Source organism: Levilactobacillus huananensis (assembly GCF_003946145.1).
Lineage (GTDB): Bacteria > Bacillota > Bacilli > Lactobacillales > Lactobacillaceae > Levilactobacillus > Levilactobacillus huananensis.
In genome coordinates, this window is the sequence record NZ_RHOC01000003.1 from 21,938 (window position 1) to 34,409 (window position 12,472).

Here is a 12,472-nt window from a genome sequence, read left to right on the forward strand (position 1 = left end):
TCACCGAATAGTGAGATCGTTGTCGCGTCCTTTTGGGTTTTGCGGTTAGTCGGCGAATTCTTCCAATTCCAGACTTTTTTCGGTCCAGGAATCTTCAGTCTCGCTGAGTTGCGTGGTAATAGTGGTGAGCTGAGCTTGAAGATCGCCCAATTTACCGGCATCATTGAAGTTTTCTTCTTGGCTCATCTCGGTTTCAATGGCCGTCTTTTGTTGTTCGAGTTCGGCCATTTGGTCTTCCAGCGCAGTAACCTGCCGACTTAACTTTCGTTTGGCCTTGGCCTGGTCCTTTTGCGCTTGGTAGTCTACCTGGGTCTGCTTGGGGGCCGTTACGGTTGGATGGGCGGCCTCAGCCTCTTGAGCTTCCTTAGCGGCATAGGCGTCTTGCTCGGCCTTCTTGGCCACGTAATAGTCATAGTTCCCGAGGTAGCGTGTTGTACCTTCAGGACTCAATTCCACGACTTGAGTGGCAACTTGATTGATGAAGTACCGATCATGAGAAACGAACAGGATGGTGCCGTCGAACTCATTTAAGGCGGTTTCTAAGACCTCACGACTGTCGATGTCCAAATGGTTGGTGGGCTCATCTAGCATTAGAAAGTTATCGTGACGTAGGGCGAGCTTGGTTAATAGTAATCGAGCTCGCTCACCACCACTCAGACTATGGACGCTCTTGTCGACATCGGTCCCGGTGAAGAGAAAGCTGCCCAGGATCGAGCGAATATCACCCTCGGGGGTCGTGGGATGGTCATCCCATAATTCGTGGAGAACGGACTTCTTGTCGTGTAAGGTGGCTTGGTCTTGGTCGTAGTACCCGGTATCCACACCAGTACCAAAGATAATTTGGCCTTGAATAGCGGGGATGCGACCCAGAATTGTTTTAAGCAGAGTGGACTTTCCAATTCCGTTAGGGCCGACGATAGCGACTGACTGGTGTTTCTTGATATCTAAAGTAATGGGGGCAGCCAGAATATGATCGTCATAGCCCACGGCACCATTAACAACGTCAAGGACGACATTACCGCTTTGACGACGAGGATTAAAGCTGAAGCGTGCGGCCTTCTCGTCTCCCTCGGGTCGGTCAAGTTTATCCATCTTTTCCAATTGTTTTCTCCGAGCCTGAGCCCGCTTGGTGGTCGAAGCACGAACAATATTTTTATTCACAAAGTCCTCGAGCTTACTGATCTCGGCCTGCTGCTTGTCGTATTCCTTCCAGGATAGCCGAAGGCGTTCAGCTTTAGCCGCGATGTAGTGGGAATAGTTACCAGGATAGTGATCAAGTCCGCCATGAGCCATATCATAGACGTCATTGACCACGTGATCGAGGAAGTAGCGATCATGGGAAACAACCAAAATGGCGCCAGGATAGCCTTGTAGATAGCCTTCTAACCAAGTTAAGGTTTCAACATCCAAATGGTTAGTGGGTTCGTCTAAGATGAGCAAGTCAGGACGTTCTAGCAATAGCTTGGCAAGAGCTAATTGTGTTCGTTGTCCGCCAGATAGTTCATTGATGGGTTTGTCATAGTAGTCTTCATCGAATTCGAAACCGTGAAGAACGCCGCGAATTTCGGCTTGATAGCCGTAACCGTTCTGATCGCTGAAGTCTTGTTGAAGTTGATCGTAGCTACTGGAGACTTGGGCGAATTGCTCCTGATCGGCAGTAACCGTGGGATCACTCATCTGGGATTCGAGCTCGTGCATGCGTTTTTCCATGGCAATTAGCTTGGCAAAGACACTGAGCATCTCATTCCACACCGTCTTCGTGGATGCTAGTCCGGCATTTTGAGCCTGGTAACCCATGGTTAGGCCCCGTTTCGTGGTAATTTGCCCCACGTCTGGTGTTGTTTCGCCGGCAATCATTTTCAATAGGGTGGATTTCCCCGCACCGTTACGGCCAACTAAGGCCACACGACCGTGTTCGGGAACGTCCATGCTCACGTTTTCGAAGAGCACACTAGCCCCGAAGCGCCGGGTGACTTGTTGAACTTGTAAGAGTATCACGGTGAACCAACCTCCTTTTTCATTTCACTGAGTTAATACCCACTATTTTAGCATATTCTGGGGTCAGACCGAAATCAGGCCTAACTTGTGAATACTTTTTGCAAATTCTTTCACAAGAAGAGTGGTTATGCTATAATTTGTAAGAAAGTTATTTTCACAATCCAGACAAATAGGCCGTAAAATACTAGTGCTTGTGAACACTGGTAAGAGATTTTGATTAGGAGGTTTCAAGCTTTGACTGAACATAAGATTCCCCGGGCGACAGCAAAACGCTTGCCCATTTATTACCGTTATTTGAACATCTTACTGGATGCGGATAAGACCCGGGTCTCATCGACTGAATTATCAGATGCCGTAAAAGTAGATTCAGCCACTATTCGCCGGGACTTTTCGTACTTTGGTGCACTCGGTAAACGAGGGTACGGGTATGACGTTGAAAGTTTAATTAAATTCTTTAAGAAAATTCTGAACCAAGATCGGCTAACTAGTGTGGCCTTAATTGGGGTAGGTAACTTGGGTCACGCGCTGTTAAACTTCAACTTCCATCAAGATGGTAACGTTCGGATTAGTGCCGCCTTTGATGTGAAGGACTCGATGGCCAACACCGTTCAGAGTGGGGTGCCCATCTATCCTATGACGGATCTGCGAAAGCAGTTGGAAGAACAACAGATTGAAGTCGCAATCTTAACGGTGCCTGCCGACGTTGCCCAACAAGTGACTGACGAAACGGTCGCCGGGGGTGTGAAGGGAATTCTAAACTTTACGCCGTTGCGAATTACGGTGCCTAAGGGTGTCCGGGTTCAAAACGTTGATTTAACCAACGAATTACAGACGTTGATCTACTTCTTGGAACACTACAATAATTTAGGTTAGATGACCGGAGCGTCTGGGAGAAATTCCCGGCGCTTTTTTTGTTATATGGGTGACTAAAAATGAAACATGTGCCGTAAGTCAGTTGTCTGTAGGCCCCGGGTGTGTCCTAGGAAAATTCGTCTACCAAATTCCTTGATTTTTAAAACGAAAAACCATATATTAGATATTGTGATTAGCACTTATGTTAGTCAAGTGCTAACAGTGCTAAAAAGTAAGTTCATTGGAGGGATTTAAGTGTTAAAACCATTAGGAGACCGTGTCATTTTAGATCAACCAGAAGAAGAAGAAACGACGGTTGGCGGCATCGTGCTCGCAAGTAACGCCCAAGAGAAGCCCCAAACGGCGAACGTTGTTGCTGTTAGCGATGGCCGGGTATTAGACAATGGCGATAAGGTGGCCCCAACTGTTAAGGTTGGCGACCGAGTATTGTTTGATAAGTACGCTGGTACGGAAGTTAAGTACCAAGGCAACACTTACCTTGTTTTACACGAAAAGGACTTAGTCGCTGTTATTGACTAGAACTTTCCCACTGATACCAAATCGACAATAAAAACTAATATGAGGTGAATTGGAATAATGGCTAAAGAATTGAAATTTTCTGAAGATGCACGTAGCAAGATGCTTGCTGGTGTAGATAAGTTAGCTGATACTGTTAAGACCACCTTGGGACCTAAGGGACGTAACGTTGTTTTGGAACAAAGTTACGGTAACCCAACTATCACCAATGATGGGGTCACGATTGCCAAGGCAATTGAACTCGAAGATCACTTTGAAAACATGGGTGCCAAGTTAGTTTCCGAAGTTGCTTCCAAGACCAATGACATCGCTGGTGATGGGACGACGACCGCAACGGTTCTGACGCAAGCCATCGTTAACGAAGGGATGAAGAACGTCACTGCCGGTGCTAATCCTGTCGGTATTCGTCGTGGGATCGAAAAGGCAACGAATGCGGCTGTGGAAGCCTTGCACAAGATGTCAATCGATGTTAAGACGAAGGAAGACATTGCCCAAATCGCATCAATTTCATCAGCTAGCCAAGAAACGGGTAAGTTGATCGCTGATGCAATGGAAAAGGTTGGTAATGACGGGGTTATTACGATTGAAGAATCTCGTGGGGTTGATACCAGTTTGGACGTTGTCGAAGGGATGCAATTCGACCGTGGGTACATGTCTCAATACATGGTTACCGACAACGACAAGATGGAAGCCAACTTGGACAATCCTTATATCTTAATTACGGATAAGAAGATTGCCAACATTCAAGATATCTTACCATTATTACAATCCGTCGTTGAACAAAGTCGTTCCCTGTTAATCATTGCTGATGATATTACGGGTGAAGCTTTGCCAACGTTGGTCTTGAACAAGATGCGTGGGACCTTTAACGTCGTTGCTGTCAAGGCTCCTGGCTTTGGTGACCGTCGTAAGGCGCAATTGCAAGACTTAGCTATCCTCACGGGTGGGACGGTCATTACTGACGACTTGGGTCTCAACTTGAAGGACACCACGATTGACCAATTAGGTCAAGCTCAAAAGGTTAACGTCACCAAGGACAACACGACTGTTGTTGAAGGTGCTGGTGCCAAGGATCAAATCGCTGAACGAGTGGCTGAAATCAAGGGCCAAATCGCTGACACAACCTCTGACTTCGACCGTGACAAGCTGAAGGAACGTTTGGCTAAGTTAGCCGGCGGTGTTGCTGTGGTTCGGGTCGGTGCTGCTACCGAAACTGAATTGAAGGAACGCAAGTACCGGATTGAAGATGCCTTAAATGCAACGCGTGCCGCTGTTGAAGAAGGCTTCGTTGCTGGTGGTGGGACTGCCTTAATTAACGTCATTGGTGACGTGGCTAAGGTTGAAGCCGAAGGTGACGAATTGACCGGGGTTAACATTGTCCGTCGTGCTTTGGAAGAACCCGTTCGTCAAATCGCTGAAAACGCCGGTGTTGAAGGCTCAGTTGTTGTTGAACACTTGAAGGGTGAAAAGCCTGGTATTGGGTACAACGCTGCTGACAACAAGTATGAAGACATGGTTAAGGCCGGGATCACTGACCCAACCAAGGTTACCCGTTCTGCTCTGCAGAATGCGGCTTCCGTTTCCGCATTATTGCTGACGACCGAAGCTGTCGTCGCTGAAAAGCCTAGCGATAACCCAGCCCCAGCTGCACCAGCAGCCGGTCCTGGAATGGGCGGTATGATGTAAAAAAGTAAGTCGCTAGTTTGCTAGCGATGAATTTAAAGAAGCCAACCGATTAAGTTCGGTTGGCTTCTTTGAGTTTAGTATAGAATAAATCATTCGCAAGGTGATGAATAAGCAATCGACTTTGTAAACGGTTTAATAATCATCAGACATAACAATTGACGAGAAATAGGGTGTACGAGTTGATCTCAGTTTATCAAGTGACACGGCAATGTAACCGATACCAAGAACACCTCCGAACACCAGCAACAGAATCAGCTAAAAATCAAGGCTTTATTTCCCTAAGTGGATGCTGGATAATGGGGAAGTTCGGCGGTCATTATTTTGCAGTTGCTAACTACGGTAATTGTGGTAATGTTTAGACAGTTGTAGTAGAATTACGTCTGCACTTGAACTTCAATAAATCAAGCAACGTTAAACGGGTTTTGGCCCGTTTTCATTATTTATGGAGATAAGGAGTAACTAGTCATGTGGCATTATTTAAAGCGGGTTTTAATTGGAAAACCTCTAAAAACCATGGACGAGGGCGGTCAAGCGTTGACCAAGTTTAAGGCATTAGCCTTACTGTCATCCGACGCCCTATCCTCTGTGGCATATGGTACTGAGCAAATCACCACAGTTCTTATCACCTTATCTGCCGCGGCCATGATGTATCAATTATATGTTGCGGCATTGGTCTTAGTTCTGTTATTTGCGATTACGCTTTCTTACCAGCAAATTATTCATGCTTATCCTTCCGGTGGTGGGGCCTATGTGGTTGCCAGCACTAATTGGGGTGAAGGCGCGGGGTTAGTCGCGGGTGGATCATTACTGGTCGATTACATGCTAACAGTGGCCGTTTCTACGACCTCTGGAACTGAAGCGATTACGTCGGCTATTCCTGTTTTGTCGAAGTATTCCGTATTGGTCTCGGTATTAATCGTTGTTGGGATTATGTTAATGAACCTTCGGGGAATGCGTGAATCGGCGGCGTTCTTAACGTTACCGGTGTACTTCTTCATTGCAATGATTTTCATCATGATTGGTGTCGGCTTCTACAACATCGTCAGTGGAAACATTACCTACCACGCTGCAGCACCGGTAGGGGGAAGCGTTTCTGGGATGACGTTGCTTCTGTTCTTCCGGGCATTCTCCTCTGGGTCATCATCACTGACCGGGGTTGAAGCCATCAGTAACGCGGTTCCAAACTTTAAGAAACCCAAGAGTCACAATGCGGCCGCTACGTTGGCCATTATGGCAACTATCTTGGCGATCTTCTTCGGTGGGATTACTTTCCTGAGTTACTACATGGGTATCCGGCCACAGGCCAGCCAAACGGTTCTGTCTCAAATCGGGACCAACGTTTTCGGTCATGGCGTCATTTATTATCTTTTCCAATTATCGACGGCCTTAATTTTAGCTGTCGCCGCCAATACCGGGTTCTCAGCATTTCCAATCTTGGCCTATAACTTGGCTAAAGATAAGTTTCTCCCACACGCCTACTTGGACCGAGGAGACCGGTTGGGGTATTCCAACGGGATTATCTCATTGGCGCTGGGTGCCGTTGCTCTGATTTTCATCTTCCATGGGCAAACGACACTATTGATTCCACTGTATGCAATTGGGGTATTCGTGCCATTTACGTTATCTCAATCAGGGATGATTATTCATTGGTTCAGAACTCGTGAAGGCTTCTGGCAAGGGAAGGCACTCATCAATTTGATCGGGGCTTTAATTTCCGTGGTTTTAGTGACATTCCTCTTGATCACGCGTTTCGGCAATATTTGGCCATACCTGATCATCATGCCATTGATTCTACGGTTGTTCTACCGTATACACGAGCACTATGGTAAGGTTGCCAAGCAATTACGGGTGGCTGCCAAAGCTAAGGCTGAGATTCACGAGTATGATGGAGCAACAGTAATTGTCTTGGTCAGCAACATCACCCGGGTGACGACTGGTGCCATTAATTACGCCCGGTCTATCGGGGATTACGTCATTGCGATGCACGTTTCCTTTGATGAAAATCCGCAGAAGGAACACAAGACCGCTCAGGAATTTAAGGAAGAATTCCCTGACATTCGGTTTGTGGATATTCACTCCTCCTATCGGTCAATCGCGACACCAACGTTGCGGTTCTGTGATGTGATTGCCAAGCGGGCGGCCGAACGAAACTTCACGACCACCGTGTTGGTGCCACAATTTGTGCCACGGCATCCTTGGCAAAACGTGTTGCATAACCAGACGGCCTTGCGGCTGCGGGCAACCCTGAATTCACGTGAAAATATTATTGTATCAACTTATAACTATCACTTAAAAGAGTAGTTGCGGTGCCGAGGAGCTTCCTCGGTGGTGCCAATACTCGGCGGTGGGCCTTCTGTTAGGAGGGCTCACCGCTTTTTGAATTCGGTTCTAAGGAATTTGTTTAGCAGGTTGAGGGCTATTAATCATGACGACTGAACCGCTTTTTCACAAGGTTAATGAGTGGAATCGCCGGGTGATCGCTTCGAGATGACGTGGCGTTAAGGATCCCGAGGACACCAAGATTGATTGGAAGAATGAGGCTAAATATGGCACAAATGATTATTAAATTTATGAAACTGATTTCATAAGTTTGTGAATATTAGCACCGCTTAAATCTTCCATAAGGTTCGTTAGCGATCCTAAAAGGCGGTTGTGTTTGATTTGTGAGATTTGTATAATTAGCAAAAGAACCGATAGAAAAGAAAGAGGACACTTTATGAAATTTGAGATTATTGTTAGCTTATTCGCTACCATGATTATCTCCGCAGTCCTAACGCCGTTTGTACGCCGCCTTGCGTTTCAAATTGGTGCGGTGGATAAGCCAAATCAGCGACGCGTCAACAAGGTGCCCATGCCCACGTTGGGTGGCTTGGCAATTTTCATTGCCTTCACCTTCTCGACCATGTTTCTACTTCGCGATCAGATGCCAACTCAGCAACTTTGGGGGTTGTTCGGTGGGGAATGTATTATTGTTGCCGGCGGGATGATCGATGACGTCTTTGAATTGCGGCCGCGGCAAAAGGTGATGTTTCAAACCTTAGCGGCCTTGGAAGTTTACTTCGTTGCTGGTGTGCGGATGCGTTACCTGACGCTACCCTTCGTCGGGGTTTGGCATTTTGGATGGTTAGCCTTACCAATTACGTTGATCTGGATTATTGCGATTATCAACGCCATTAACCTAATCGATGGTCTCGACGGGTTGGCGACGGGAGTTTCTATCATTGCATTAACCACGACGGGGATCACGGGACTTTTCTTCCTCAACGTGGCTAACACTTGGGTGGCTATCATGATTTTCGCCTTAGTCGCAGCTATGGTTGGTTTTTTGCCTTACAACTTCTTCCCAGCACGAATTTATCTGGGAGACACTGGAGCCCAGTTCATCGGGTTCATGATCGCTTGTTTCTCCCTATATGGGTTGAAGAACGTCACCTTCATCTCAGTAATTATTCCAGTGATTATTCTGGGAGTTCCGATTACCGATACGGTTTATGCTATGATTCGCCGGATCTTGAACAAGCAGCCGATCTCACACGCCGATAAACATCATTTACATCACCGGTTGATGCAGTTAGGCTTGACCCACCGACAAACGGTGTTGGTCATCTACGGAATTGCCCTAATTTTTTCCTTTATTTCCTTACTTTATCCGCTGTCCACGATCTGGGGGTCGATCTTACTGACCATTGCCATCCTAATCGGGTTGGAGCTCTTCGTGGAGGCTATCGGGTTGGTTGGGTCTGATCGACAGCCGTTGTTACACTGGATCAATCATATTGTTAAAAAGCTCACGTCAAAGAATTCCGATTAAGGATTCTGACGGTAGACGAAAGGGACTCGAATCGTTCAGATTCGAGTCCCTTTTTTGATGAATGAAACGGCTAGCGATTGCTGGCATGAATTTCAATGGGAACCTCGTGATAGGCCACGGGGCCTTCCTTAACAGTGAATTGGTTACTGAGCAGATCGGTAATGGCATCACGTGTTGTGTCTACGGCCTCGAGGTCAATGGCAATGGTGACGGCCACGGCATCAGTATAGGCCGTGTCTAGTACACTAATGGCCTTCTCAGTCAGGTAGTGAGCCAAACGATCATAGAGTGGATAAGATACGGTGAGAGTGAGCTCACGTTGCCTGACAAGTTTAACTACCCCAGTGGCTTCGATGCCCGTGGAGGTGGCATTACTGTAAGCTCGGATGAGACCGCCAGCTCCGAGCTTGATACCACCAAAGTAACGGGTGACGACCGTGATGGCGTTGTGGAGGTCGTTTCGTTTGAGAACGGTTAGAATGGGCACGCCCGCGGTTCCAGAGGGCTCACCATTGTCGCTTTCCCGTTGAATCTCGTCGTGTTCTCCCAAGACATAGGCCCAGCAGTGATGGGTTGCCTTGGGTTCTCGAGCGATAACACTGGCAATAAAGGCTTGGGCTTCATCTTCAGTGGTTACGCGGCTAACGTCGGCGATGAAACGAGACTTTTTGATTTCTAGTTCGTGTTGGCCAACTTCTTTGATGGTGAGATAATCAGTTTCCATAAAATAACCATCCTTTACAAATTTTACGCTGTCGATTACGGAGTTATCCCTGAACGCGTGAGGAGGGATGACAAATGACAGATTATTCAGAATTGTTTGGTCGACGCTCACCGGTAACCTTGCCGGGAGCACCAGATGTGATGACTAGCCCTGCAATTGCGGCGGTGGGGCAGCGTTGGCAGTGTCAACGCTGTGGTCAGTTGGTTGCGGCAACCGATCGTTTGCCGAACGGGGATTGGTATTGTCGCACTTGCCTTCAACTGGGTCGACTGACCTCTCGAGATCGATTATACACTATTCCGGAACCGAACTGCTTTGCGCGTTTGATGGCTGGCGGCTTGACCTGGAACGGCCAGCTTAGTTCTATTCAAAGGCAGGCAGCTAGAGCCGTCCAAAAACATGCTTTAGCCGGCGAACGACAGCTCTTGTGGGCTGTGACGGGGGCAGGCAAGACTGAGATTGTTTATCCGGCCTTGGCCGAGGCGTTGGCTCGAGGGTGGCGGGTCGCGTGGGTTTCGCCTCGCGTCGATGTTTGTTTGGAGCTTGCGCCGCGTTTACGTCGTGATTTTGCCGGAGTCGACCAGTGCGTGCTTTACGGTGGTCAACCGGTCCCATATCGGTATTGTCAGCTGACGATCTGTACCACGCATCAATTGTTACGATTCAATCGCGCCTTCGACTGGATTATCGTTGATGAGGTCGATGCCTTTCCATTGGCCACCAGTCCGATGCTACAGGTAGCCATTGACCGCGCACAGAAGACACAGGGCAGTTGTCTGTATCTGACGGCGACACCGGGAGAACGCCTGCAACGGGAGATTAAGCGAGGAAAATTGGCGGTCACATACTTGCCGTTGCGTTATCATGGCTATTTGCTACCACCGATTCAACTCAAAATCAGTTGGCGTTGGCGACAACAATTGCAGCGGGGGCGGCTCCCAGCTGGACTTCAGCGGCAATTCCATCTTTGGTGGACTGCTCGGCGGCCATTTTTGATTTTTGTGCCCCATGTGGCCGATCTGCCAGTGATTATGACGGTTCTCATGAAGATGGGCCTGAGTGATGGTGCTACGGTTCATGCCGCCGATCCCAAGCGACAAGAAAAGGTTCAGGGTTTTCGGGATGGGGAGTACCGTTTTCTTTTAACGACGACAATTTTGGAGCGAGGCGTCACGTTTCCTAGGGTGGCAGTGGCAATATTGGGTGCGGACGATCCAGTATTTTCGACAGCAGCCTTGGTCCAGATTGCCGGGCGAGTTGGTCGACTGGCCAGTGATCCTGGCGGCCAGGTTTTGGCGTACTGCCATAGCAACGCGCGTCATGTTCATCGGGCACGCGCCATGATTGCTCGCCTGAATCGTCAGGGGCGGCGTCGCGGAGGACGACCATGTTAACTTGTGTGTGGTGTGGCCGGTCATTTAACTTGACCGTGACGGTGACTATGATTTGGCAATGGCGGCCATTGCCACAACCGGCACTGTGCGCCGTATGTTGTGCTCGGTTGACACCGATTAATTCCCAACATTGTCCGCAGTGTGGCCGACAACAGGCGTCTAATACTTGCTGTCGAGATTGTCTACGCTGGCATGACAGCCTTCGTAATCGCGCTTTGTATTGTTATGATGAAGGGATGAAAGCTTATATGCAACAGTATAAGTTTCAGGGGGACTATCGGTTACGGTTGGGGTTGCAAGCATCACTGAGGACGGCGTTGGACCGGGAAGACTATGATATTTTGGTTCCCATTCCAATTGATGCGCAAACTTGGCAGACACGTGGCTTCAATCAGGTGACGGGATGGTTGACAGGGCAACCGTTTCAGCAGGTTCTGACCGTCACGGCAACCCACAAGGATCGTCCACAGTCGGCTAAGACACGGCAGGAACGCCTTCTAACGCCACAACCCTTTGAACTGGTTTCTGGGGCCAGTGAAATAGTAAGTAATCAGCGCGTGTTACTAATAGACGATGTGTATACGACGGGTCGAACGCTACGCCATGCAGCTCGGCAAATTTATTTGGGTGGCGCGAAAGCGGTTACTAGCCTGACTTTAGCGCGTTAGACGTCGATAAAAATGACAAGATTAATTGTTTATGAGAAGGCTTTCTATTATAATAAATGTAAGCAAAGCATATTAGAAGAGTGGTCCTTCTAGTGCTGAGCAAGCCAAGCAATCTCTTGGCTGAAGGGAGAGAAGTTTTATGCTCACATTTAATATTCGTGGTGAAAACATCGAAGTTACTGACGCAATACGGGATTACGTTGAAAAGCGTATCAGCAAGTTGGAGAAATATTTCGACAACAAAGTTGAGGCAATTGCGCATGTCAACCTGAAGGTCTACCAGAACAAGACAGCGAAGGTTGAAGTAACAATCCCACTCCCATACTTGACATTACGGGCGGAGGAAACCTCTCCGGACTTATATGCAAGTGTTGACCTGGTTACTGACAAGCTGGAACGTCAAATTCGCAAGTACAAGACCAAAGTTAACCGTAAGTCTCGAGAAAAAGGCTACAAGCATCTTGATTTCGCTTCAGAGGCTGCGGAAGAACCAGCTGAAAGTAACGAACTCGAGGTTGTCCGGACTAAACGCGTTTCGTTAAAGCCAATGGATAATGAAGAAGCTGTTCTGCAAATGGACATGTTAGGCCACGACTTCTTTATCTACGAGGATGCTGAAACCAATGGGATCAGCATTGTCTATCGCCGCAACGACGGCCGTTATGGTCTGATTGAAGCCGACGACCAATAATGTTGACTAACTAACGAAGTACCGCCTAGGCGGTGCTTTTTTAGTCTCAGCACGCAAAGAATCCGCTTTCATCATTCGGTAGATGGGTAGAAAAGTTTCATCTTGCCCGGG

At 48.0% G+C, this 12,472-nt stretch carries 10 protein-coding genes; 8 read left to right on the plus strand and 2 right to left on the minus strand.

The window, feature by feature from the left end:
* Positions 1-45: 45 nt before the first annotated feature.
* A complete protein-coding gene (locus EKM71_RS03380) occupies positions 46-1,998 on the minus strand; it encodes an ABC-F family ATP-binding cassette domain-containing protein (RefSeq protein WP_125573268.1) in 1,953 nt (650 codons plus the stop codon).
* 234 nt (positions 1,999-2,232) lie between these two features.
* On the opposite strand from EKM71_RS03380, the gene EKM71_RS03385 reads away from it, so the two are divergent.
* The 5 genes from EKM71_RS03385 (at position 2,233) to EKM71_RS03405 (ending at position 8,884) form a co-directional block, all read left to right on the plus strand.
* The gene (locus EKM71_RS03385) at positions 2,233-2,871 is read left to right on the plus strand and encodes a redox-sensing transcriptional repressor Rex (RefSeq protein ID WP_057878743.1); all 639 of its coding nucleotides are present in this window, start codon (positions 2,233-2,235) and stop codon (positions 2,869-2,871) included.
* Between the two features lie 234 nt (positions 2,872-3,105).
* Positions 3,106-3,390 carry a co-chaperone GroES gene (groES, locus tag EKM71_RS03390; RefSeq protein ID WP_057878742.1) on the plus strand — a complete coding sequence of 95 codons (285 nt, stop codon included), beginning with the start codon at positions 3,106-3,108 and terminating at the stop codon, positions 3,388-3,390.
* A 57-nt stretch (positions 3,391-3,447) separates the two neighbouring features.
* The gene (gene groL, locus EKM71_RS03395; RefSeq protein WP_125573269.1) at positions 3,448-5,073 is read left to right on the plus strand and encodes a chaperonin GroEL; all 1,626 of its coding nucleotides are present in this window, start codon (positions 3,448-3,450) and stop codon (positions 5,071-5,073) included.
* Between the two features lie 465 nt (positions 5,074-5,538).
* Positions 5,539-7,374, plus strand: a complete 1,836-nt coding sequence (locus tag EKM71_RS03400) for an APC family permease (RefSeq protein ID WP_125573270.1) — start codon at positions 5,539-5,541, stop codon at positions 7,372-7,374.
* A gap of 415 nt (positions 7,375-7,789) precedes the next feature.
* A complete protein-coding gene (locus EKM71_RS03405; RefSeq protein WP_125573271.1) occupies positions 7,790-8,884 on the plus strand; it encodes a glycosyltransferase family 4 protein in 1,095 nt (364 codons plus the stop codon).
* Positions 8,885-8,954: 70 nt separating this feature from the next.
* Here EKM71_RS03405 and EKM71_RS03410 read toward each other — a convergent pair whose 3' ends face one another.
* Entirely contained in the window at positions 8,955-9,608 is a 654-nt protein-coding gene (locus tag EKM71_RS03410) for a YigZ family protein (protein WP_125573272.1), read from the minus strand.
* A 74-nt stretch (positions 9,609-9,682) separates the two neighbouring features.
* Between EKM71_RS03410 and EKM71_RS03415 the strand changes: the two genes are divergently transcribed.
* From EKM71_RS03415 to hpf, 3 genes are all read left to right on the plus strand, one after another.
* Positions 9,683-11,002, plus strand: coding sequence for a DEAD/DEAH box helicase (locus EKM71_RS03415; protein ID WP_125573273.1), 1,320 nt, complete (start codon positions 9,683-9,685; stop codon positions 11,000-11,002).
* Positions 11,003-11,250: 248 nt separating this feature from the next.
* Positions 11,251-11,670 (plus strand): ComF family protein, encoded by a 420-nt coding sequence (locus tag EKM71_RS11155; RefSeq protein WP_225417983.1) that lies wholly within the window; start codon positions 11,251-11,253, stop codon positions 11,668-11,670.
* Between the two features lie 139 nt (positions 11,671-11,809).
* Positions 11,810-12,361, plus strand: coding sequence for a ribosome hibernation-promoting factor, HPF/YfiA family (hpf, locus tag EKM71_RS03425; RefSeq protein ID WP_057878733.1), 552 nt, complete (start codon positions 11,810-11,812; stop codon positions 12,359-12,361).
* Positions 12,362-12,472 lie beyond the last annotated feature (111 nt).

Bases quoted from the DNA above. Each gene is read 5' to 3' on its own strand.
- EKM71_RS03405 (WP_125573271.1), top strand. From the start codon at position 7,790: ATGAAATTTGAGATTATTGTTAGCTTATTCGCTACCATGATTATCTCC.
- EKM71_RS03415 (WP_125573273.1), top strand. From the start codon at position 9,683: ATGACAGATTATTCAGAATTGTTTGGTCGACGCTCACCGGTAACCTTG.
- EKM71_RS03410 (WP_125573272.1), bottom strand. From the start codon at position 9,608: ATGGAAACTGATTATCTCACCATCAAAGAAGTTGGCCAACACGAACTA.
- EKM71_RS03400 (WP_125573270.1), top strand. From the start codon at position 5,539: ATGTGGCATTATTTAAAGCGGGTTTTAATTGGAAAACCTCTAAAAACC.
- groL (WP_125573269.1), top strand. From the start codon at position 3,448: ATGGCTAAAGAATTGAAATTTTCTGAAGATGCACGTAGCAAGATGCTT.
- hpf (WP_057878733.1), top strand. From the start codon at position 11,810: ATGCTCACATTTAATATTCGTGGTGAAAACATCGAAGTTACTGACGCA.
- EKM71_RS11155 (WP_225417983.1), top strand. From the start codon at position 11,251: ATGCAACAGTATAAGTTTCAGGGGGACTATCGGTTACGGTTGGGGTTG.